This window comes from Sinomonas sp. P10A9, from assembly GCF_041022165.1.
GTDB lineage: Bacteria > Actinomycetota > Actinomycetes > Actinomycetales > Micrococcaceae > Sinomonas > Sinomonas puerhi.
In genome coordinates this window covers 223,820-246,319 of sequence record NZ_CP163302.1, presented here as the reverse complement: position 1 = coordinate 246,319, position 22,500 = coordinate 223,820, and the positions used below count along the sequence as shown (strand labels likewise).

Below are 22,500 nucleotides of genomic sequence, written 5' to 3'. Positions count from 1 at the left end.
CTAACGGGACACGCGGCCAGCCCGCGCGGCCCCGAACGGGAGCCGCTTCGCGTCGGGCTAGAGTAATCCCATCATGCGCGGTTGGATCTTTGCGGGTACCGTTGCCGCAGCTGGGGGCGTTGCCGTCGCCAGCTGGTGGGGTGTGCGTCGGCTCCAAGAGCAGCACGCCCGCTCGGCGGTGGCGGAGCCCGCCATCGCTCCCCCACCCGGGCCCCAGCAGGTAGCCGTTGTGCTCAATCCGGTCAAAGAGCGTGCTCACGAGGCGCGGATGCTCATCGAGGCGGCCTGCCGCGGCGCGGGCTGGCCCCAGCCGCTCGTCTTCACCACCACGAAGGCAGATCCCGGCCACACCGCGGCACGACGGGCCGTCGACGCGGGCGCCGACGTCGTCATCCCCTGCGGCGGCGACGGCACCGTCCGCGTGGTCGCGGAGGTCCTGGCCGGGACGGACACGGCGATCGGGCTCGTTCCGCTCGGCACGGGCAACCTCCTGGCCCGCAACCTCGACCTCGACGTCACGCGCCTCTCGCAGTGCGTCTACACGGCGATCTTCGGCCGCCAACGGCGCATCGACACGGGCACCATGAGGCTCAGTGCCCCGGACGGCCAGACCTCCGAGCACACGTTCCTCGTGATCGCCGGCGTGGGGATGGACGCCGAGATCCTCAACGACACGAGCGAGGACCTCAAGCGCGTGGTCGGCTGGATGGCGTACACGGAGGCGGGGATCCGGCACATGCCGGGCCAGCGGCGCCGCCGCGTGGAGATCTCGCTGGACGACGGCGACTTCCAGTCCCGCCGGGTCCGCAGCGTCCTGTTTGCGAACTGCTCCAAGCTCCCGGGCGGCGTGGACTTCATCCCCGGCTCGTACCTTGACGACGGCGCCCTCGACATCGCGATCATGAGCCCCCGCAGCCTCATCGGCTGGATCGCGATGTACGTGAAGATCATGGTCCAGCACAAGCGCCAGCTGCCGGTCATGCAGTTCTACAAGGCCCGCAAGGTCTCCATCCGCGTCCCCGAACCGATCCAGGCGCAGGCCGACGGCGACGTCGTGGGCCCCGCGACCCAGGTGGACGTCGAAGTGCGCCCTGCGAGCCTGCTCGTGCGGGTCAGCTGACCCCGGCGGCCGCAGGAAGTCGCAGCGGCGCTCTCCGGACAAGCGCGAGGGTCAGTGGCCGAGGATCCCGTCGACCCAGGTGCGGGCGGAGTCGAAGGCCGCGTCAGTCACGTGGTCCTTCACCAGCGGGCGGGCGCCGTCCGCGCGCGGGTACGAACCCAGGAAGCGCGTCTCGGGGCTGATGCGGTGGAGTCCGCGGAGGGCGCTCGCGATGCGCGCGTCCTGGATGTGCCCGTCCACGTCGATCGAGAAGAAGTAGTGCCCGAGGTACCGGCCCGTGGGACGCGACTCGATGCGGGAGAGGTTGACGCCGCGCGCGGCGAACTGCTCGAGGATCTCCATGAGGGCACCCGCACGGTCCTCGGGCAGGGGAACGGCCACTGACGTCTTGTCGGACCCCGTCCGCGGGGGCAGCGCGCCGGGCCGGGCCACGAGGATGAAACGCGTGACGGCGCCGGGGTTGTCGCCGATGTCCGTCGCGAGGACCTCGAGCTCGGGATGCTCCGCGGCAACGATGGGCGCGCAGATCGCGGCGTCGCCAGGCTGCGAGCCGGGTTCGAGGAGGGCGAGCGCCCCCGCCGCGGTCGAGCTCGCGGCGAGGTGGACGGCGTCGGGCGCGTTCTCCGCCGCCCAGCCGCGGCACTGCGCCCAGGCATGGCCGTGGGTCGCGATGCGCCGGATGTCCTCGATGCGCGTGCCGGGCCGGGCGACGAGCAGGAACGTGATCGGCACAACCTCCTCGCCGACGATCCGCAGGTCAGGGCCCGTGGCGATCGCGTCGAGGGTCGCGGTGACCCCGCCCTCGACGGAGTTCTCAATGGGCACCATCGCGGAATCAGCGGTGCCGTCGCGGACAGCGTCGAGCGCGGCGTTGACGTTGGAGGCGGGGATCCGCTCGGCGCTGCGCGCGCCGGGGACCTTCAGCAGGGCGGCCTCCGTGAAGGTGCCCTCCGGGCCGAGGAACGTGTAGATCACAGGATTCAGAGCACCGTCGGCGTCTGGCCGCCCTCGGCGACGAGGGGCCGGCCGGCCGTGAGCCACGCGTCCATGCCCCCGGCCACGTTGAACGCCGAGTACCCGTGCGCGACGAGCCACTGGGCGGCACGGGCCGAGCGCCCGCCCGTCCGGCAGATCACGAGGAGGTCCTCGTCCGGGTCGAGCTCCTCGAGGCGGTCGGGCAGCTCGCCGAGCGGAATGTGCAGGGCGCACTCGGCATGGCCGGCGTCCCACTCGTAGTCCTCGCGCACGTCGAGGAGCCTGCCGCCCTCGGGCAGGGAATCGACGCGGACGGTCTCGAACTCAGCCATTCTTCGCCTCCGAAAGTGGATCTCATTCCAGCCTATAGTGGTTCCCACGGCGGGGCAGCGCCCTGCCGGAACGAGCGACGGAACCAAGCGAGACCAGGCAAGACCTACGGAGGGCCATGGCGGGGGACGTGCTCGCGAACAGCGGGATCGGCATCCTCTCGCTGCGATCGGTGGCGCTGGTCTTCGCCCGGCGCGACCGCGATGGCTGACGTCGCCGCGGGGGCCGAGGAGTCTGCGGGGGACCCGTGGGACTCGGCCGTGGCCCTGCGCGACGCACTCCGCTCAGGCACCGTGTCCTCGCGGGAGGCCGCGGCCCACTATCTGGGACGGATCGAGGCCCGCAATGGGCTGCTCGGGGCGTTCCTGACCGTCACCGCCGAGCGCGCGCACGACGCCGCTGCTGCCGCGGACACGCTGTATGCGCGCCTCTCGCGCTCGGGCCAGCTCTCGGACGCCAGCGGTCCACTTCCGGCCCTCCCGGCCCTGCACGGGATGCCGACCGCGTTCAAGGACCTCACTGACGTCGCGGGCGTACCGACGACCCACGGGTCCGCCGCTCTCGAAGCCCGGCCAGCCCCGGCCGACGCTCCGATCGTGGCCCTGCTCCGATCGGCCGGGGTCGTATCACTCGGCAAGACGCAGGTGCCCGAATTCGGCCTCACCGCGTACTCGGAGAATCGCATCGCGCCCCCGTCCCGCAACCCGCACGGGCCGGCGCTGAGCTCCGGCGGTTCCTCGGGCGGCTCGGCTGCCGCGGTTGCGGCGGGGCTCGTGCCCTTCGCCCCCGGATCCGATGGCGGAGGGTCGGTTCGCATCCCGGCGGCGGCGTGCGGGATCGTGGGACTCAAGCCTGGCCGCGGACTCATCCCCGAGGGGCAGAGCGCTGGGGACGCTGCGCGGCTCGTCGTCGCCGGGCCGCTCGCCCGGAGCGCCGAGGATGCGGCGCTGCTTCTGGACGCGCTCGTCTCCGGGCCAGCACGAGGCGACCACCCGCACGCGGGGCGGCACGCCGGAACCTACACGGACGCCGTCGTGCGCGAACCACACCGCCTCCGGGTGGCCGTGAGCCTCGCGAGCCCGTGGGACGCGAGGTACGAGGTGCGGCCCGAGCCGGACGCGCTCGAAGCGCTGCGCCGCGGGGCAGAGTCCCTCGCGGCGGCGGGGCACCTCGTCGTCGAGCAGGACGTGCGGTTCGACAACCGCTACCCGGACGCGTTCACCGCCGCGTGGACCGCGGGGGTCGGGACCGCGCGGATCCGGGCCGAAAGGGAGCCGCTGCTGACGCCGCTCACGCGTTCGTTCCGTCGGCGGGCGCAGCAGCGTTCCCACGCGAAGCTCGACGAGGCGCACGCGTTCCTGCGGCACTTCGAGCGGGAGACGGTCGCCCAGCTCTCGGACTGGGACCTGCTGCTCTCCCCCGCGCTAGCCCAGACACCGCGGCCTGTCGGCTGGTTCTCCGGCGGGGCCGAATGGCGTGCGACGGCGGACGACGACTACCGCCGCCAGTGCGAGTTCGCCCCGTGGTCATCGTGGGTGAACGTCTGCGGGCTGCCCGCCGTCGTGGCAACAACGCACTGGACCGCGGCTGGGCTGCCGATGGGCGTACAGGCCGTGGGCCACGCCGGGTCCGAGGCCATGCTGCTGCAGGTGGCCCGGCTCCTCCACCGGGTCTAGACCGAGCGCGTGTACCCCGTGTGGGTCGAGAGCGAGGCGAAGGCGACCGCGAGCAGGGCCAGCACGAGGACCGTCAGCACGATCCCCACGTAGCCCATGATGAGTCCGGCGAGGGCCATACCGCGGCCCGCGGGCTCGCGGGCGAGGCCGATGTGGCCGAGGATCACCGCGGCGATCTGCGGCAGGATGAAGACCCCGAAGCCGAGGTACACGGAGATCCCGCAGACCATCGATGCGACGCTGAAGCTCCGCGGGGCCGGCGCGCCATAGAAGCCTGGGCCGCCGGGGTAGCCTCGGGCTGCGCCCGCGTAGCCCTGCTGGGGGGTGCCGTAGCCCTGGTAGCTGCCGTAGCCCTGATAGCCCGGGGCCTGGTACTGCGGGTTCGGGTACGCCGAGTTCGGGTACTGGGGGGTCGGATACTGGGCGTTGGGGTACTTCGTTTCATGGTCTGGCGAGTCGTCCTGGAGCGCCTCGTGACTGGGTGTCTCGTGGCCGGGGGTTTCGTGACCGGGGGTCTCGTGACCGGGGGTTTCGGGGCGAGCAGTCTCGACGCCAGTGGTCGCGGGGCCGATGCCCTGCTGGCCCGGCTGCTGCACGGGAGGCTGCTGAGGGGGCCTCTGGCCGAACGGCTCGGATGGGGCCTGCGGCTGTTGCGCCGTCCCAGGGAGCGGTGCGGCCCCCGGGATTGCATGATCCCCCGGCGGCAGGGGCTGGGTCGGGTTGCTCGAAATCGGCACCGTGTCTTGCGTGCTGCCGTCCGGTCTGTGCTCGCGCTCTTCTGGCTCCTGCGACATCGCGTGCCCTCCCCTGATGGTCCGCCGCTGATCTGGTCCCGCGTCCAGCCTACTCGGAGGCACCGACACGCCGCCGATCTCGACGCCTCCCGCGACGGGAGCCCGAGAAATGTCGGTGGACGATGCGAATCTGAGGACACAGCGCATCCACGGCGAAGGGGGCAGGACCATGACCGTCACCCACGGCGAGCAGCCGCAACGGAAGCCAGACCCTCGGCCAACCCCGGGCAGCGCGGGCTATGACGCCGCATTCCTCGGCACGTCGGCGCCCGTCCCCATGCCTACGAAGCCGGGGCTGATCCCGCTCACGTACACGCATTTCACGGTCCGCCAGGACCCCGCGCGGCGCATGCCTGCCGCGACCGCCGTCAACATCGACGGACCGACACTCGTGGACATCGCTCGCGGTGGCGAGTCCTGGGCGCTAGATCCGCGCCTCGCGAAGGACCAGCAGTGGGGTGCTGAACTCTACTCAAGCAACCGGCTGGACCGCGGCCACCTCGTGCGCCGCCAGGATCCGCTCTGGGGAGATCAGGCCACCGCGGAGCGGGCGAACCTCGACACGTTCCACTACACCGTGTGCGCGCCCCAGGCGGACTACTTCAATCAGGGCCGCGAGCTGTGGCTCGGCCTGGAGGACTACATCCTCGGGCATGCTGGAGCGCACCTGCAGCGGCTCTCGGTCTTCTCGGGCGCGGTCTTCGACGCCGAGGATCCCGCGTACCGCGGCGCGCAGATCCCCCGCCGATTCTTCAAGATCGGTGCCTGGAACGCGGGCCCCGAAAGCGGTGGGGCCCTCGCGTGCACAGGCTACGTCCTCGATCAGAGCGACGGGCTGGATGGCGTACTGCGCCCTGGCGCGCGCGAGGCCGCGCCGCTGGGCCCCTTCAAGACGTTCCAGGTGCCGGTCGCGGACATCGCCCACCTCACCGGGCTTGATCTCGGCCCCCTGACTGCGGCGGACCGCTACTCGGTGCCCCGCGGCGCGCGCAGCACGCTCGGCGCGATGGAACGCTGGCGCGAGATCGAAGGGTTCAACGATGTCCAACTCTGAGCACGGCACCGTGCAGCGGCACCGAGGGGCAATCCCGCCGTATCTCCTCGAGCGCATCGCAACCTACGATGAACGCCGGGCCCGAGCCCTGCGCGGCGAAGGTCCCCCCAACGGCTGGGCAGAGGACACTCGGGGCCTTGAAGCCGTCGCTGAGGTCGCCCGTCGCACCCTCCTGACGGACCAACGGCTCCGTTCCCGGCGCGAAGCGCACACGGCCGAGCCGGAACACAGCATCCTCAGGGATCCGGGCGCGCTCCACCGGGAGATCAGCGACGCCGAGGGGACGGAGAGACTTCCCGGGAAGCCCCTGCGCAAGGAGGGCCAGGATCCCGTCGCCGATGCGGACGCCAACCGGGCCTATGACGGACTCGGCGAGACGTACCGCTTCCTGAAGGAAGTCTTCGCCCAATCGAGCATCGACGGTGCGGGACTTGCGCTCGAGGGGACGGTCCACTTCGGCGTCGCGTACGACAATGCGTTCTGGGATGGCTTCCGGATGGTGTTCGGCGATGGAGACGGGAAGGTGTTCGCCTCGTTCACCAGCTCACTGAGCATCATCGCCCACGAGCTCGGACACGGGCTTCTGCAGCACACCACCGATCTGGCGTACGAGGGCCAGACGGGCGCCCTGAATGAATCGTTCGCGGATGTGTTCGGGGTGCTCGTCGAGCAGTTCTCGCGCGGGGACACGGTCGAGTCGGCGAGCTGGATCGTGGGGGAGGGGATCTTCCTGCCGGGGATCCGGGGCGTGGGAGTGCGTTCGATGAAGGCACCGGGCACTGCATACGACGACCCTGTGCTCGGCAAGGATCCCCAGCCCGACCACATGGACGGCTACGTGCGCACGCGGGAGGACAACGGCGGCGTGCACCTCAACTCCGGCATCCCCAACCGTGCCTTCTTCCTCGCGGCCGAGTCCCTCGGCGGCCATGCATGGGAGCGGGCCGGACGCGTCTGGTTCGAGACCGTCGCCCTGCAGAAGCTCGCCCTCGACGTCGACTTCCGCGGCTTCGCGCGGGAGACTGTGCGTGTGGCCCGTTCCCTGTACGGCCGCGAGTCCGCCGAGGAGAAAGCTGTGCGCGCGGGCTGGCGCGGCGTCGGGATCACGGTCCGGCTCACAGACGCGGGCAAGGGCACGCCGGCGAATGGGTCTGGCGGGAAGGGGCCGCATACAAAGCGCTAGGAGACGCAGTGCGATGAAGATCGAGGTCATCCGGTCGGGCGGGGTAGCAGGGATCCCCCGGAGCGGCGCCGTCGAGTTCGGCTTGCGCGGTGACGCCTATGACCCCGAGTGGGCGTCGCTGTACCGTGCGGCGCGGCAGGAGCGGGCCCAGCTGTTCGCACCGGCTGGGAGCGCCGCGAGCACGGCAGGCGAGGAGCGCCACGAAGCCGCCGCCGCGCCGTCGCACGTCAGAGATGCATTCCACTGGACTCTGAGGTTCGGGCGCGAGCGGTTCGACGTCCCGGACGGAACGCTCCAGGGTGCGCTGCGCGAGCTCGCCGAGAAGGTACTGGCCGAGGGCACGTGACCGGCAGGAGAAATCTTTACCGAACAGTCACCTCGTGTTGGGCTTCTCTGCAAAGCTAGGCACATGTCGAACCGAGCAGGCACCGTTGCCCTTCCCAGCGATCTCACGGACATCACCGCGCTCCTGGACGCGTACTACGACGTCTCCCCCGATCTGAGCGACCCGGGCCAGCGCGTCGCCTTCGGCACGTCAGGGCATCGGGGCTCAAGCCTCAAGGCCTCGTTCAACGAGAAGCACATCGCGGCGATCACGCAGGCGATCGTCGAGTACCGCGCCGGCCAGGGCATCGCAGGCCCACTATTCCTCGCCAAGGACACGCACGCGCTTTCCGAGCCCGCAACGAACACGGCGCTCGAGGTCCTCGCCGCGAACGGCGTGCAGGTCCTCATCGACGCTCGGCACGGCTACACGCCGACCCCCTCGGCGAGCCATGCCATCCTCAAGTACAACCACGGCCGGGGCGAGAACGATCCGGGCCGCGCGGACGGGATCGTCGTGACCCCGAGCCACAACCCGCCGCAGGACGGCGGCTTCAAGTACAACCCGCCGCACGGCGGACCCGCTGACACCGACGCGACCGGCTGGATCGCGAATCGCGCCAACGAACTGCTCGAAGCGGGACTCTCGGGTGTCAGGCGGGTGCCGCTCGCCGATGCCCTCGCAGCCGACTCGACGGGCCAGTTCGACTTCCTGTCCTCCTACGTGGACGACCTCGCGCAGGCCATCGACATCGACGCCATCCGCAACGCCCGCGTGCGCATCGGCGCGGACCCCATGGGCGGCGCGTCTGTGGACTACTGGGGCGAGATCGGCGAGCGCCACCACCTTGACCTCACCGTGGTCAACCCGACGGTGGACCCGCAGTGGGCGTTCATGACCCTTGACTGGGACGAGAAGATCCGCATGGACTGCTCCTCCCCCTTCGCGATGGCCTCCCTCATCCAGAAGGTCTCGCAGGGCGCGAACTACGACATCGCGACGGGCAACGACGCCGACGCCGACCGCCACGGCATCGTGACGCCCGACGGCGGCCTCATGAACCCGAACCACTACCTGTCTGTGGCGATCGACTACCTCTACCGCCACCGCACGGGCTGGCGTCCGGACACGGTGGTCGGCAAGACGCTCGTGAGCTCGTCAATGATCGACCGCGTCGCCGAGGGTCTGGGCAAGCCGCTCATCGAGGTGCCGGTCGGGTTCAAGTGGTTCGTCCCGGGCCTCCTCTCCGGCCAGGGCGCGTTCGGCGGCGAAGAGTCCGCGGGCGCGAGCTTCGTCAAGCGCGACGGCGGGGTGTGGACCACCGACAAGGACGGCATCCTCCTGAACCTCCTCGCCTCGGAGATCAAGGCCGTCACGGGCAAGTCGCCCAGCGAGCTCTACGGCGAGCTGACCGCGAAGTACGGCGCGCCGTCGTACGCCCGCATCGACGCCGCGGCGACCCGCGAGCAGAAGGCGAAGCTCGGCAAGCTCGCCGCGAGCGACGTCACGGCCACCGAGCTCGCGGGCGAGCCCATCACGGCCAAGCTGACCGAGGCGCCCGGCAACGGCGCGAAGATCGGCGGGCTCAAGGTCACGACCGAGCACGCCTGGTTCGCAGCGCGCCCGTCCGGCACCGAGGACGTGTACAAGATCTACGCCGAGTCCTTCAAGGGCGCGGACCACCTCAAGCAGGTCCAGGCCGAGGCGAAGGCGCTCGTCGACTCGGTCATCGCCTAGCCATCTGAAACACCTTCTGGAGGTCATGTTCTGGAGGTCATGTTCTGGGAGTCACGCCACGTGACCTCTAGAACATGACCTCCAGATGTGTTTGGGCGGGTGACCGCGATCATATTCTTAGCGAAGGTAATGAGCTATGCTAAGTATCGATGATTCCCCCCGCGAACGACACCAGCACCCCTGAAACCCTCGAGCTCGCCGCGGAACTGCGCGTCGCCGTCATGCGCACCTCCCGGGTCCTGCGCACGCAGGCCACGAGCGACGTCGTGAGCCCCGGACAGAACTCGGTGCTCTCGGTCCTGAACAAGCGAGGGGCCCTGACGATGCGCCAGCTCGCGGACATCGAGCACGTCCAGGCGCCGAGCATGACCCGCACCGTGAACCACTTGTGCGAGAGCGGGCTCGTCGCACGGACCGAGCACCCGACCGACGGGCGGCTCGTCGTCGTCGACCTCACGGACGCGGGGAGGGCCGTCCTCGAGGAATCGCGCACGCTGCGCTCGGCGTGGCTCGCGAGTCACCTCGACGCGCTCTCGCCCGCCGACCGAGCCGCGATCCGCCGTGCCGCCGAGCTGCTCATGGAGATGAGCGCCCGATGAGCAGCCGCATGTTCCGCGCCCTCCAGCACCCCAACTACCGACTCTGGGCCGCCGGCGCCCTCGTCTCCAACGTGGGCACCTGGATGCAGCGCGTCGCGCAGGACTGGCTCGTCCTGACCCAGCTCACCGCGCACGACGGCGCGGCGGTCGGCATCACGACCGGCCTCCAGTTCCTGCCGATCCTCATCCTCGGGCCGTACGCCGGCGTGCTCGGCGACCGGCTCGACAAGCGCAAGCTGCTCCTGGGCACCCAGAGCGCGATGGGCCTGCTCGCACTCCTGCAGGGAGTCCTCGTGCTCACGGGAACGGTCCAGCTGTGGCACGTCTACGCGATCGCCCTCGCCCTCGGCGTTGCGAGCGCCTTCGACGCGCCTCCACGGCAGGCTTTCGTCTCGGAGCTCGTTGGCCGGACGGACGTACCCAACGCCGTCGCCCTGAACTCCGCCTCGTTCAACCTTGCCCGTCTCGCCGGCCCGGGCGTCGCCGGGCTGCTCATCGGCCTCATCGGCACGGGCTGGGTGTTCATGCTCAACGCCGCGACATTCCTCGGAGTCCTCATCTCGCTCACGCGCCTCGACGTCGGCGCACTGCACCGCACCCCGCCCCTGCCGCGGGGCAAGGGCCAGATCGTCGCGGGCATCAAGTACGTCCGCACGCAGCCCCGGATCATGCTGATCATGGTCATGGCAGCCCTGGTCGGGACATTCACGCTCAACTTCCAGATCACCAACGCGCTCATGGCCGCCGACGTCTTCCACACCGGCGCCGACGCGTACGGCCTGCTCGGCTCGATCCAGGCGATCGGCACGCTTGCGGGCGCGCTCCTCGCGGCGCGGCGCAGGCAGCCTCGGCTCAGCCTGCTCGTGGCATCCGCAGTGGGCCTCGGCGTGGCCTCGATGGTCGCGGCGGCGATGCCGACGTACGTCGCCTACGCGGTGGTGCTCGTGTTCGTGGGCGTCTCTGCGCTCACGTTCCTCAACAGTGCCAACACGATCGTCCAGCTCACCACCGAGCCGCAATACCGCGGACGCGTGCTTGCGCTGTACATGGCCGTGATCCAGGGCGGGACGCCGATCGGCTCGCCCCTCGTGGGGTGGCTTGCGAACGTCGCCGGGACCCGCTGGTCCGTCCTCGCGGGCGGGGTCGCGGCGCTCGTGGCTGGCGCGATCGGCATCTGGGCCCTCATGCGCTGGGGTGAAGGGACCTTCCGCGACCAGCTGCGCGCCGCGTGGGCGGCTCGTCGTGCTGAGCAGGCCGCCACGGGCACGCTCCCGGTCCTCGCCCCTGCGCCGAGCGCCGACCGGTCATCTGCCCCACACGACGCCGACCGCTCACCTCTCGTCGCATCGTCAGCGGCCATCGGGCCTTCGGTCCCCGGACGCAAGGTCTCGGGGACCACCGAATCGGATACCGCCGCGGGTCCGCAGCGGTTTGCCGGGGCACCGGCGACCGGCTCTCTGCCTACAGGGGCCCCGCGCTCAGCGGCATTCCGCGGCGCCGTCGCCCGACGTCGAGACGTGACCCCGCTTCCGTGAGAGGTGACCCCGCAACCTAGGGACTTGACCCCACAACGTTGAGAGGTGACCCAGCAAAGGTGCGGGGTCAGCTCCTGTGGGTGGGGGGTCTTGCGGGTGGGGGGGTCAGCTCCCGTGGGTGCGCGGTCACGTCTTGTGGGTGCGGGGTCAGGTCTTGCGCGGAGGTCGTGCGCGGCTGGAGGGCCTTCTTCTCAGACGGTCTCGACGACGTCCTCGTACGCGAACTTGGTCTTCGCGGGGCCCCATGCGTCCTCGCCGGGGCGGCCGATGTTGACCACGAGGAAGCTCTTGCGGCCGCCCCCGGGGAAGAAGTCGGCGTCGATCGCGGAGAAGTCCGCGCCAGTCATGGGGCCAGCGGCGAGACCGAGGGAGCGAACGGCGAGGATGAAGTACCCGGCCTGGAGGTGGGCGTTGTCGCGGCCGGTGCCGTAGCGGACCACGTCGTCGTCGAACATCGCCTTCAGCCCGGCTGCCTGCGGGAGGAACGTCTCGAAGTGCTCGTGCCACTCGGTATCGAACGCGAGCACCGCGACGAGGGGGGCGGCGAGTGTCTTGGCCTGGTTGCCGCGGCTCATGTGCTGCACGAGGCGCCCGCGGGCCTCGGCCGAGCGGACGAACGTGACGCGCAGCGGCTGGTTGTTGAACGCTGTCGGGCCGAACTTGGCGAGCTCGTAGATGGCCTGCGCCTGCTCCTCGGTCACCTCGCCGGTGAACGTGTTCGCCGTGCGGGCCTCGGTGAAGAGTGCGTCGACTGCGGCGGCGTCGAGGACAGCCTCCTGGTGCGCGATGCTCATGCGGGGTCAACTCCTTGCGACGGCCCGGGCGACCGTTCTCCATCAGTCGACAACCCGCCGTCATTCGTTTCGCTTCCCGCTTCGAGCGGTGACATCCCCCACATTCGCGCCAAGAGACCCTTGACCGGCGTGACGGGCCTCACTAGTCTGAAGCGAGTGAATGAAGCTTCATTCACATTGAATACAAATTCAATTCACACCAGTTCGCCCGGAGGCCCCATGCAGACCAGCGAAGCCCGCAACGACGCCGCGGAGGCAGCACGTTCCGCGCTCGTCGACTCCCGCAGGAGGCAGCTGCTCAATGCCGCAGCCCACCTCCTCGGCGGGGCGGGATCGCAGTCCGTCTCGATGCAGAATGTGGCAGACGAGGCCGGCGTGAGCGTTGGGCTCATCTACCGCTACTTCGGCAACAAGCAGGAACTCGTGCAGGCCGTGATCGAGGACGTGCTGCACGAGTTCAGCGTGCGCGTGGCCTCGGCAATCGCGGACCAGGCCGATCCAGTGCGCCGCATCGCTGCGGCGTTCGCGGGGTACTGCGCCGTGGTGCAGGAGCTCCGCGAGGCAGCCGTCCTGGCCTACCAGGAGTCCAAGACCCTTGAGCCCGAGGGACGCGAGACCATCAAGAACCTCGAGGTCGAGAGCGCAGGACCGCTCATCGCGGCGGCCCGCGACGCGTTCGATGCCGGCCTCATCCGGGACGTCAACCTGCAGGTCTTCGCCTACGGCCTCCTGACCACGGCCCACCTGTGGGCCCTCAAGCACTGGTACTTCGGCCGCTTCATGACCCACGAGCAGTACGTGGCCGAGCACACCGCGCTCGCCCTCTCCTCCGTGATCCCGCCCGAGCACCGGGCCGCGTACGCAGACCTCCTCGGCAACCTCGCCTGAAAGGACAGCCATGACAGACCAGACCACCACCGCCACCACCTCGAGCTCGAGGGCCACGGCCGCGCCCGCCGTTCCCGCGTTCGAGGATGTCGTCTACGAGCGCCGCAACGCCGCCGCGATCATCACCATCAATCGCCCCGAGCGCTACAACGCGTTCCGCGGCAAGACCGTCGAAGAGCTCATCAAGGCGTTCCGGCTCGCGTGGGCGGACCACGGCGTGCAGGCCGTGATCCTCACGGGTGCCGGCGAGAAGGCCTTCTGCACGGGCGGCGACGTGAAGCAGCGCGCCGAGACGGGCGACTACGGGTCCACCGAGTCCGGCATGTTCGAGATCGGCAACCTCCACAAGTTAATCCGGGACATCCCGAAGCCCGTCATTGCGGCCGTCAACGGCGTCGCGGTGGGCGGCGGCCACGTGCTGCACGTCCTGTGCGACCTCACGATCGCGTCCTCCACCGCCCGCTTCGGGCAGGCCGGCCCGCGCGTCGGATCGTTCGACGCCGGGTTCGGCTCGGCCTACCTCGCCCGCGTGGTGGGCGAGAAGCGCGCCCGCGAGATCTGGTACCTGTGCCGCCTGTACGACGCCGCGACCGCCGAGCGCTGGGGCCTCGCCAACACGGTGGTCGAGCCCGAGCGCCTCATGGACGAGGCGATGGACTGGGCCGACGAGATCGCCGAGAAGAGCCCGACGGCGATCCGCTTCCTCAAGCAGTCCTTCAACGCGGACACCGACCACCAGGCGGGCCTGAGCAACCTCGCGATGTCCGCCCTCGACCTCTTCGTCGCCTCGCCCGAGGGCGCCGAGGGCGCCGCGGCGTTCGCCGAGAAGCGCACTCCGGACTTCGCCAGCAAGGTCCAGTACCACTAGGACCCCACCCCGCCCCCACCTCAGCGTCGAGAAAAGAGCAGCGAACGCCATGGACTTCACGTTCACAGAATCCCAGCAGCAGTTCATTAAGGAAGCCCGCGAGGTCGCGGACCAGATCGCCCCCGGCTACAAGCAGCGCGAGACGGACCGGCGCATCGAACCCGAGCTGCGCCGCGAGATGGGCGGGCGCGGCCTCATCGCCCCCGAGCTCCCCGTCGAGTTCGGCGGCCGGAGCGAGCAGCGCCTCACGTCCGGCCTCATCACGGAGGAGATCGCCCGCGGCGACTTCAATGTCGCGTACGTCCAGGTGGTCGGCTCCCTCGTGGGGCAGATCCTCGCGAGCAACGCGACCCCGGAGGTCGCCGCCCGCTGGGTCCCGCGCATCACGAGCGGCGAGGGGATCGTGGCGATTGGCCTGTCTGAGCCGACCGCCGGCTCCGACGCCGGCAGTCCCTCCCTCACGGCCCGCCGCGAGCGCGGCGGCTGGGTCCTGAACGGGACCAAGTCGATGTCCTTCGCCCTCCAGGCGGACGCCGCTGTCGTCTTCGCGAAGACTGACCACGGCCAGGGCCGCGGCCGCGGAATCAGCGCGTTCATCACGGACCTGCACGCCGACGGCATCGAGCTCGAGGCCGTGGACGACATGGGCACGAAGGCCGTGACCCGCGGCTTCGCCCACTACTCGAACGCCTGGATCCCTGACGATCACCTCCTCGGCGCCGAGGACCAGGGGTTCACCCAGGTCATGCAGGGGTTCGACTTCTCGCGGGCCCTCATCGGCCTGCAGTGCATCGGCACCGCGGCGGCCACGGTCGAGGAGACGTGGGAGTACGTCAAGGGGCGTGTCGCCTTCGACCAGCCGCTGAGCAGGTTCCAGGGCGTCGCGTTCCCGCTCGCCGAGAGCGAGACGCTCCTGAGCGCGGCCCGGCTCCTATGCCACCAGACCCTGTGGCTCAAGGACAACGGCCTCCCCCACACGGCCCAGGCCGCGATGTGCAAGTGGTGGGCACCGAAGACCTCCTATGACGTCATCAACTCCTGCCTCCTCCTGCACGGCCAGTTCGGCTACCGCACGGACAAGCCGATCGAGCAGCGCCTCCGGGACGTCCTGGGCCTGCAGATCGGCGACGGAACCGCCCAGATCATGAAGATGATCATCGCCAGGAACATCGCGGGCCGCGCCTACGCGCCGTGAGCCCCGCACTCACCACGCCAAGGAGAATCATGGGAAAGCTCGAGAACAAGATCGCGATCGTCACCGGCGGTGCCTCCGGCATCGGCAAGGGCATCGCCACCAAGCTCGCCGCCGAGGGCGCGACCGTCGTCGTGAGCGACCTCAACGAGCCCGCCGCGAAGGAGACCGCCGCGGCGCTGGGCAACAGGTCCATTGGCGTGCGGACCGACGTCACGTCGCGCGAGTCGGTGGACGAGATGGTCCGCGCCGTGCAGGCCGAGTTCGGGCGGATCGACGTGCTCGTGAACAACGCCGGCTGGGACAAGGTCGGCCCGTTCGTGGACAGCGACGTCGCCGACTGGGACCGCGTCGTCGCGATCAACCTGTACGGCACGCTGCACTGCAGCCAGGCGTTCCTGCGCGCGGTGGCGGGCCAGGAGCGGGCCACGGTCGTGAACATCGCGTCCGACGCCGGCCGGGTCGGCTCCTCGGGCGAGGCCGTCTACTCCGCGGCGAAGGGCGGCATCATCTCCTTCAGCAAGACCCTCGCCCGCGAGACCGCCCGCCAGGGCTTCACCGTGAACTGCGTGTGCCCCGGGCCCGCCGATACCCCGCTCTTCGCAGGGATCAGCGCCGAGAACCCGAAGCTGCGCGCCGCGCTCGAGAAGTCCATCCCGCTGCGCCGCCTGGCCCAGCCCGAGGACCTCGCCAACGCCGTGGCCTTCCTGGCCTCGGACGAGGCTGCGTTCATCACCGGCCAGACCCTCTCGGTCTCCGGCGGACTCACGATGGCGTGAGCACGCCCTCCCCTGCCTCACTAGCCGAACGGACATCACCATGAGCTCGCCCTTCGAGATGCTTCCGCTGCCGGAGAACGCGGCGGACTTCAGGACCACCGGGTACTGGAAGGACCGTCTCCTCATCGACTACTTTGACGACGCCGTTGCGGCGCACCCCGACAAGGTTGCCTCGATCGACGCCTCCGGCGCCAAGACCTACCGCGAGATGGCGGACGAGGTCGAGGCCATCGCGGCTGGACTCGTCTCCCTCGGCGTCGATGCCGGGGACACCGTCTCGATCCAGCTGCCGAACCGGCACGAGTGGATCGTCGCCCACCTCGCCACCGAGCGCGTCGGCGCGGTGACCAACGCGCTCATCCCTATCTACCGCGATCGCGAGATCGAGTACATGGCCAAGAAGGCCCGCGCCAAGGTCATCTTCATCCCTGAGACGTTCCGGGGCTTCGACTATCCTGCGATGATCGAGCGGCTCCGCGGCGGACTCACGGACCTGCAGCACGCCGTCGTGCTCGGAACGGGTCCCGCACCGGCTCGAGCACCCGAGGGTTTCCTCTCGTGGTCGGACCTCGCCGGGCGCGGCCGGGCCCGCGGGCTCTCCGCCCAGGAGGCCGCCGCGCGGCGCCCCGACCCGGACTCGCTCGCGCTCATCATGTTCACCTCGGGCACGACGGGACGCCCCAAGGGTGCCATGCACAGCCACAACACCGTCCTCTCGGGTGCGCTCCCGTGGCCGGACCGGCTCGGGATGGACGACTCCTCGGTGATCCACATGGCCTCGACGTTCGGCCACCTCACGGGCTACCTCTTCGGCGTCGCGCTCCCCATCATGCTCGGCGCCACGGGGGTCTTTCAGGAGGTCTGGCAGGCCGCCGAATTCGTGGAGCTTGTGGAGAGGCACGGCATACAGCACACCTCAGGCGCCACGCCGTTCCTCCAGGACATCCTGACCGCGCAGAACCTCGCGGACCACAACCTCTCGAGCCTCGTGCGCTTCTGTTGCATGGGGGCGCCGATCCCCCGCGCCGTCGTGCACGCCGCGAAGGACAAGCTCCCAGCCCTGAACGTGTTCGGCGGGTGGGGCCAGACCGAATGTTGCCTCGTGACGATGGGCAGCCCGCAGGACCCCGTCGAAAAGGTCCTCGACTCCGACGGCCGCGTGCTTCCCGGCATGAAGCTGCGGATCGTCGACGACCAGGGCCGCGCCGTGCCGGCGGGAACCGAGGGCCGGATCCAGGTGCGCGGCCCGTTCCTCTTCCGCGGCTACCTCGAGCAGCTCGACGTGACGCGGAACGAGTTCGACGGCGACTGGTTCGACACCGGCGACCTCGGCACGCAGGACGATGACTCGTACGTGCGGCTCGCAGGCCGCACCAAGGACATCATCGTGCGCGGCGGCGAGAACGTCCCCGTGGCCTACGTGGAGAACGTCCTCTACGAGCACCCGCGGATCGCCGCCGTCGCGCTCGTCGCAGTCCCGCACCCCCGTCTCCAGGAGATCGGCGGCGCCGTGGTCCAGCTCAAGGACGCCGACCCATTCACGCTCGAGGACCTCAGGGCATTCCTCGAAACGAAGGGCCTCGCCAAGCCGTACTGGCCGGAGATCCTCAAGGTCGTCGCCGACTTCCCGCGGACCCCGAGCGGCAAGATCCAGAAGTTCAAGATCCGGCAGGAGCTGTCGGAGGAATTCAGCCAGGAGGCAAAGGCGTGACCACGCACAGCAGCGGCTCGGTCTTCGGGCCAGCCGACCTCACGGGCCTCGACGCCCAGCTCACCGCCGAGGAGAAGGACCTGGCCCGCGCGGTCCGCGACCTCGTCGACACGCACATCCGCCCGAACATCGCCGGCTGGTACGAGCAGGCCGTCTTCCCCCGCGAGATCATCCCCGAGCTCGCGAAGCTCGGCCTCCTCGGCATGCACCTGACGGGCTACGGCTGCGCGGGGCGCTCCGCCGTCATGTACGGTCTCGCGGCCTCGGAGCTCGAGGCCGGCGACTCCGGCCTGCGCACCTTCGTCTCGGTCCAGGGCTCGCTCGCGATGTCCGCGATCCACAAGCACGGCTCCGAGGAGCAGAAGCAGCACTGGCTGCCCGAGATGGCGGCGGGACGCGCCGTCGGCTGCTTCGGGCTGACGGAGCCGACGGCGGGCTCGGACCCGGCCTCGATGCGCACCACCGCGGTGCAGGAGCCGGGCGGCGACTGGGTGCTCAACGGCGCCAAGCGGTGGATCGGCCTCGCGACGCTCGCCGACGTCGCGATCATCTGGGCCCAGACGGGCGAGCACGGCGATGCCCGCGGCGTGCGCGGGTTCGTAGTCCCCACCGACACGCCCGGCTTCCACGCCGTGGCGATCGAGCCCAAACTGTCGATGCGCGCTTCGGTCCAATGCGACATCACGCTCGAAGACGTCCGGCTCCCCGCCGACGCGATCCTCCCGGGCGAGAGCGCGATCGGCCTCAAGGGCCCCTTCGCCTGCCTCAACGAGGCCCGCTACGGGATCATCTGGGGCGCCATGGGCGCCGCGCGGGACAGCTTCGAGGAAGTGCTGCGCTACAGCTCCGAGCGGACCCAGTTCGGGATGCCGCTCTCCGCGTTCCAGCTGACCCAGGCCAAACTCGCGGACATGGCGCTCGAGATCAACAAGGGCTACCTCCTCGCGCTCCAGATCGGCCGCGCCAAGGACGCCGGGACCCTCAACCCGACCATGATCTCGGTGGGCAAGCTGAACAACTGCCGCGAGGCCATCCGCATCGCGCGGGACGCCCGCGAGATGCTCGGCGGCAACGGGATCACGCTGGACCACTCCCCGCTGCGCCACGCGAACAACCTCGAGTCCGTGCGGACGTACGAGGGCACTGACGAGGTGCACGCGCTCATCCTCGGCCGCGCGCTCACGGGCGTCGGGGCCTTCGCGGCGGCGGGGCGGTAGGGGCATGGAGACCATTACCACGTCCCTCGACGGCGCCGTCGGAACCATCACCGTCAACCGCCCCGAGGTCCGCAACGCCCTCTCGAAGACCGTGCTCGGCGAGATCGGCGCCGTCCTGGACGCGTGGGAGGACGACGCGTCCGTGGGAGCCGTCGTTTTCACGGGCGCTGGCGAGAAGGCCTTCGTGGCGGGCGCGGACATCACCCAGCTCGCGGGCTACGACCTCGCGTACGGGCTCGCCGCGCACATGCAGAAGCTGTACGACCGGATCGAGGACTACCCCAAGCCCACGATCGCGGCGCTCAACGGCGTCGCGATGGGCGGGGGACTCGAGCTCGCCATGAGCTGCGACATCCGCGTCGCGGCCGTCGGCACGAAGATGGGCCTGCCCGAGGCGACCCTCGGCGTCCTCCCGGGCGCGGGCGGGACCCAGCGGCTCACGCGGCTTGTCGGCACCGGCCGCGCCGTCGAGATGATCCTCACGAGCCGGGTGCTGACGGCGGGCGAGGCCGAGCGCTACGGGCTCGTGACCGCCGTCGTGCCTCGCGAGGACCTCGGGGCGACCGCCGCCGCGACCGCCGCGACCATCCTTTCCAAAGGCCCGCTCGCGGTGCGGCTCGGCAAGCTGGTGATCCGCCAGGGCGCCGATGCCGACCAGAAGACGGGTCTCCTGCTCGAGAGGCTCGCGCAGACCCTCCTCTACACGACCGAGGACAAGGCCGAGGGCGCCGCGGCGTTCCTTGCCAAGCGTCCCGCGGAATTCGCGGGACGGTGAGCGGCATGGACGTGCGGACAGTCCTCGTGGTCGGCTCCGGAGCGATGGGCCGCCAGATCGGCATGGCGGCGGCCGTCGCGGGATTCACGACGGCGGTGCGAGACGTGAGCGCTGAGGCCGTCTCCGCCGCGGAGGCGGACATGCACCGCTGGCTCGACGGGCGGGTCGCGAAGGGCCGGCTCGGCGAGGCCCAGGCCGCCGACGCGTGGGAGCGCATCGCGTTCACGACCGACCTCGCGGCGGCCGCCGCGGACGCGGACCTTGTGATCGAGGCCGCGACGGAGAAGCTCGAGGTCAAGCGGGCCATCTTCGCCGAGCTCGACGCATTCGCGCCAGCCCAAGCGATCCTCGCGACGAACTCCTCCACACTGGCCTCCTCGACGGTCGCCGACGCGACCGGGCGCCCGGAGAAGGTCTGCAACATGCACTTCTTCAACCCGGCGCTGGTGATGAGGGCCGTGGAGATCGTGCGGAACCCGCAGACCTCGGACGAGACCGTCGCGACGGTGGTCGAGGTGGCCCGGGCGATGGGCAAGTCGCCGGTGCTCCTGAACAAGGAGATCCCCGGCTTCGTCGCCAACCGGCTCATGGGCGCGGTGCGGGACGAGGCGCTGGCCTTGTATGCCGGCGGCGTCGCGTCCCTCGAGGACATCGACACCGCGGCCAAGGATGCCCTGGGCTATCCGATGGGGCCCTTCGAGCTCATGGACCTCGTGGGCCTCGACGTCACGTACCTCATCCGCCAGGCCGCCTATGGGCAGACCGGGGACGAGAAGGACCTCCCCCACCCGCTCGTCACGGCCAAATACGAGGCCGGCGAGTTCGGCCGCAAGACCGGGAAGGGTTGGTACACGTATGAGTGAGCTGGCAAGCAGCGTGGCCGAGTCCGGGTCCGGGCCGGGGTCCGGACCCGGATTCTCCGAGACCGACGAGTACCTCGCGGCGCTCCGCGAGCGCCTCACGGTCCCGCGGGACACCGACTACCTGCTCCTCGCCGGGGGCCTCCCGGCTGACGCCGCGGACGCCCGGGCACGCATGCGCGCGTTCGTCGACACCCGGGTGCTCCCGGTGATCAACGGGTACTGGGAGCGCGCCGAGTTCCCGTGGGAGCTCCTGCCGGACCTCGCTGCGACTGGCCTCGTGGGCGGCGTGATCCGCGGGCACGGTGCGGCCGGGCTCTCGCGGCTGGCCGCGGGCCTCGCCACAGTGGAGCTCGCGCGCGGCGACGGGTCGGTCAACACGTTCCTCGGCGTCCAGGCGAACCTGACCATGGGCACCATCAACCTGCTCGGCTCCGAGGAACAGAAGGGACGCTGGCTCCCCGGCATGGTTCGGCTCGAGAAGATCGGCGCGTTCGCCCTCACCGAGCCGCGCCACGGATCGGACTCGGCGCAGCTCGAGACGACGGCCCGCCGCGATGGCGACTCGTGGGTCATCAACGGGGCCAAGCGCTGGATCGGCAACGGCTCGATGGCGCACCTCGTGGTCATCTGGGCCCGCGACGAGGCCGACGGCGAGGTCAAGGCCTTCGTCATGGAGCGCGAGGACCCCCGCAACCCCGAGAGCGTGCCGGAGGGCTTCTCGGCCCGAACCATCGACGGGAAGATCGGCAAGCGCGCCATCCTCCAGGCCGACCTCGGCTTCGACAGCCTGCGGATCCCCGAGGCCAATCGGCTCCCCGAAGCGAACAGCTTCAAGGACACGTCCCGCGTGCTCGCGACGACGCGCGGTGGCGCCAGCTGGGAGGCCCTCGGCCACGGCATCGCGTGCTTCGAGGCCGCCGTCGCCTACACGGAGGTCCGCGAGCAGTTCGGCCAACCGATCGCGACCTATCAGCTCGTTCAGGCCACGCTCGCCTCCATGCTCGCCGAGCTCACGGCCATGCAGCTCATCTGCTTCCGCATGGCCGAGCTGCAGGAGGCCGGAAAGTGGAGCGGGACCATGGCCTCGCTCGCGAAGATGCACACCTCCAACAAGGCGCGCACGATCGCCCAGCAGGCCCGCGACCTCCTCGGCGGCAACGGCCTCCTGCTCGACTTCCACGTGGCAAGGCACCTCACCGACATGGAAGTGGTGCACACCTACGAGGGCACCGAGTTCATCCAGTCGCTCCTGATCGGGCGCAAGGTGACGGGGCGGTCCGCGTTCTGATGGGGACCTTCAGCGGAAGGCGGGTCCTCCTCGTGGGGACGGGAGGGATCGGGGCCGCCGTGGCGCTGCGGCTCGCCGCGGAGGGATCCCGCGTGTTCGGCACCTACCGCTCCGATCACGACGGCGCGGCGGCCCTCGGCGCACGGCTCCCGGCTGGCTCGTGGGCCGGGTCCGCGAGACTGGATGCCGCGGATCCGGCATCGGTGGACGACGTCGCGGGGCCGGGCGGGAGCGCGGGCGCAGCGCTCGGGGGAATCGACACCCTCGTCGTGACCACCGGGCACCGGCACCCTTTGGAGATCCTCGCGAAGACCGATCCGGCCGTCATCCAGGACATCGTCCGGACCGAGCTCGTCGGGCCGATGCTCCTCGTCCGCGCCGTCCTCCCCGAGATGGTCGAGGCCGGATTCGGCCGGATCGTGCTCGTCGGGTCAGACAGCGGCAAGGCGGGCACCCTCGGCGACGCCGCGTCGTCGTCCGCGCGGGCGGGACTGCACGGGCTCGCGCGAGCCGTGGCCCGCGAGACCGCCCGCACAGATGTGACGATCAACGTCGTCTCCCCCGGCCCCACCGACACCGGGCTCCTCGCGGGCATGCTCGCCGCCGACGGCCTCACGGGGAAGGTCATGGCGGGGACCCTCAGGGCCGTGCCCAAGGGCCGGGCGGCACGGCCCGAGGAGGTGGCGGCGGCGATAGCGCACCTCGCCTCGGCGGAGGCCGGATTCACCACCGGCCAGGTGCTGTCCGTCTCCGGCGGGCTCACGATGTAGCTGCCCGTTCCACGGACCACCCAACTC

The 22,500-nt window shown here is 70.4% G+C and carries 22 protein-coding genes; 18 read left to right on the top strand and 4 right to left on the bottom strand.

What is annotated here, in order from left to right:
* Nucleotides 1-73 precede the first annotated feature (73 nt).
* Nucleotides 74-1,120 carry a diacylglycerol/lipid kinase family protein gene (locus tag AB5L97_RS01165; RefSeq protein WP_369046150.1) on the top strand — a complete coding sequence of 349 codons (1,047 nt, stop codon included), beginning with the start codon at nucleotides 74-76 and terminating at the stop codon, nucleotides 1,118-1,120.
* Nucleotides 1,121-1,171: 51 nt separating this feature from the next.
* On the opposite strand, the gene pheA is transcribed toward AB5L97_RS01165, so the two are convergent.
* A complete protein-coding gene (gene pheA, locus AB5L97_RS01160; RefSeq protein WP_369047495.1) occupies nucleotides 1,172-2,104 on the bottom strand; it encodes a prephenate dehydratase in 933 nt (310 codons plus the stop codon).
* On the bottom strand, nucleotides 2,101-2,427 hold the full coding sequence (locus AB5L97_RS01155) for a rhodanese-like domain-containing protein (protein ID WP_369046149.1): 327 nt from the start codon (nucleotides 2,425-2,427) through the stop codon (nucleotides 2,101-2,103). Before AB5L97_RS01155 ends, pheA begins: the two co-directional genes overlap by 4 nt.
* A 201-nt stretch (nucleotides 2,428-2,628) precedes the next feature.
* On the opposite strand from AB5L97_RS01155, the gene AB5L97_RS01150 reads away from it, so the two are divergent.
* Nucleotides 2,629-4,101 (top strand): amidase, encoded by a 1,473-nt coding sequence (locus AB5L97_RS01150; protein ID WP_369046148.1) that lies wholly within the window; start codon nucleotides 2,629-2,631, stop codon nucleotides 4,099-4,101.
* Here the strand turns inward: AB5L97_RS01150 and AB5L97_RS01145 are convergent.
* The gene (locus AB5L97_RS01145; RefSeq protein ID WP_369046147.1) at nucleotides 4,098-4,697 is read right to left on the bottom strand and encodes a DUF4190 domain-containing protein; all 600 of its coding nucleotides are present in this window, start codon (nucleotides 4,695-4,697) and stop codon (nucleotides 4,098-4,100) included. The two genes, AB5L97_RS01150 and AB5L97_RS01145, sit on opposite strands and share 4 nt — an antisense overlap.
* A gap of 367 nt (nucleotides 4,698-5,064) precedes the next feature.
* On the opposite strand from AB5L97_RS01145, the gene AB5L97_RS01140 reads away from it, so the two are divergent.
* The 6 genes from AB5L97_RS01140 (at nucleotide 5,065) to AB5L97_RS01115 (ending at nucleotide 11,328) form a co-directional block, all read left to right on the top strand.
* A complete protein-coding gene (locus AB5L97_RS01140; RefSeq protein ID WP_369046146.1) occupies nucleotides 5,065-5,949 on the top strand; it encodes a DNA/RNA non-specific endonuclease in 885 nt (294 codons plus the stop codon).
* Entirely contained in the window at nucleotides 5,936-7,132 is a 1,197-nt protein-coding gene (locus AB5L97_RS01135) for a M4 family metallopeptidase (protein WP_369046145.1), read from the top strand. The genes AB5L97_RS01140 and AB5L97_RS01135 overlap by 14 nt, the downstream gene beginning before the upstream one ends.
* 13 nt (nucleotides 7,133-7,145) lie before the next feature.
* On the top strand, nucleotides 7,146-7,478 hold the full coding sequence (locus AB5L97_RS01130; protein WP_369046144.1) for a hypothetical protein: 333 nt from the start codon (nucleotides 7,146-7,148) through the stop codon (nucleotides 7,476-7,478).
* A gap of 63 nt (nucleotides 7,479-7,541) precedes the next feature.
* Entirely contained in the window at nucleotides 7,542-9,194 is a 1,653-nt protein-coding gene (gene pgm / locus AB5L97_RS01125) for a phosphoglucomutase (alpha-D-glucose-1,6-bisphosphate-dependent) (protein ID WP_307959214.1), read from the top strand.
* A gap of 149 nt (nucleotides 9,195-9,343) precedes the next feature.
* A complete protein-coding gene (locus AB5L97_RS01120; protein WP_369046143.1) occupies nucleotides 9,344-9,793 on the top strand; it encodes a MarR family winged helix-turn-helix transcriptional regulator in 450 nt (149 codons plus the stop codon).
* On the top strand, nucleotides 9,790-11,328 hold the full coding sequence (locus tag AB5L97_RS01115; protein ID WP_369046142.1) for an MFS transporter: 1,539 nt from the start codon (nucleotides 9,790-9,792) through the stop codon (nucleotides 11,326-11,328). Before AB5L97_RS01120 ends, AB5L97_RS01115 begins: the two co-directional genes overlap by 4 nt.
* Before the next feature lie 191 nt (nucleotides 11,329-11,519).
* On the opposite strand, the gene AB5L97_RS01110 is transcribed toward AB5L97_RS01115, so the two are convergent.
* Nucleotides 11,520-12,122 (bottom strand): malonic semialdehyde reductase, encoded by a 603-nt coding sequence (locus AB5L97_RS01110; protein ID WP_369046141.1) that lies wholly within the window; start codon nucleotides 12,120-12,122, stop codon nucleotides 11,520-11,522.
* A 219-nt stretch (nucleotides 12,123-12,341) separates the two neighbouring features.
* Here AB5L97_RS01110 and AB5L97_RS01105 point away from each other — a divergent pair, with 219 nt between their 5' ends.
* From AB5L97_RS01105 to AB5L97_RS01060, 10 genes are read left to right on the top strand one after another with little or no spacing between them, the layout of a single operon-like run.
* Nucleotides 12,342-13,010 carry a TetR/AcrR family transcriptional regulator gene (locus AB5L97_RS01105; RefSeq protein ID WP_369046140.1) on the top strand — a complete coding sequence of 223 codons (669 nt, stop codon included), beginning with the start codon at nucleotides 12,342-12,344 and terminating at the stop codon, nucleotides 13,008-13,010.
* Nucleotides 13,011-13,020: 10 nt separating this feature from the next.
* Entirely contained in the window at nucleotides 13,021-13,878 is an 858-nt protein-coding gene (locus AB5L97_RS01100) for an enoyl-CoA hydratase-related protein (RefSeq protein WP_307958226.1), read from the top strand.
* Between the two features lie 49 nt (nucleotides 13,879-13,927).
* Entirely contained in the window at nucleotides 13,928-15,073 is a 1,146-nt protein-coding gene (locus AB5L97_RS01095) for an acyl-CoA dehydrogenase family protein (protein WP_369046139.1), read from the top strand.
* Nucleotides 15,074-15,102: 29 nt separating this feature from the next.
* Nucleotides 15,103-15,849 (top strand): SDR family NAD(P)-dependent oxidoreductase, encoded by a 747-nt coding sequence (locus tag AB5L97_RS01090; RefSeq protein WP_307958224.1) that lies wholly within the window; start codon nucleotides 15,103-15,105, stop codon nucleotides 15,847-15,849.
* A gap of 40 nt (nucleotides 15,850-15,889) precedes the next feature.
* Entirely contained in the window at nucleotides 15,890-17,560 is a 1,671-nt protein-coding gene (locus AB5L97_RS01085) for an AMP-binding protein (RefSeq protein WP_369046138.1), read from the top strand.
* Nucleotides 17,557-18,777 (top strand): acyl-CoA dehydrogenase family protein, encoded by a 1,221-nt coding sequence (locus tag AB5L97_RS01080; RefSeq protein ID WP_369046137.1) that lies wholly within the window; start codon nucleotides 17,557-17,559, stop codon nucleotides 18,775-18,777. The genes AB5L97_RS01085 and AB5L97_RS01080 overlap by 4 nt, the downstream gene beginning before the upstream one ends.
* Before the next feature lie 4 nt (nucleotides 18,778-18,781).
* Complete coding sequence (locus tag AB5L97_RS01075; RefSeq protein WP_369046136.1) at nucleotides 18,782-19,552, top strand: enoyl-CoA hydratase/isomerase family protein; 771 nt, start codon at nucleotides 18,782-18,784, stop codon at nucleotides 19,550-19,552.
* 5 nt (nucleotides 19,553-19,557) lie between these two features.
* Nucleotides 19,558-20,415 (top strand): 3-hydroxyacyl-CoA dehydrogenase family protein, encoded by an 858-nt coding sequence (locus AB5L97_RS01070; RefSeq protein WP_307958220.1) that lies wholly within the window; start codon nucleotides 19,558-19,560, stop codon nucleotides 20,413-20,415.
* Nucleotides 20,408-21,703, top strand: a complete 1,296-nt coding sequence (locus AB5L97_RS01065) for an acyl-CoA dehydrogenase family protein (protein ID WP_307958219.1) — start codon at nucleotides 20,408-20,410, stop codon at nucleotides 21,701-21,703. Before AB5L97_RS01070 ends, AB5L97_RS01065 begins: the two co-directional genes overlap by 8 nt.
* Nucleotides 21,703-22,473, top strand: a complete 771-nt coding sequence (locus AB5L97_RS01060) for an SDR family NAD(P)-dependent oxidoreductase (RefSeq protein ID WP_369046135.1) — start codon at nucleotides 21,703-21,705, stop codon at nucleotides 22,471-22,473. The genes AB5L97_RS01065 and AB5L97_RS01060 overlap by 1 nt, the downstream gene beginning before the upstream one ends.
* Nucleotides 22,474-22,500 lie beyond the last annotated feature (27 nt).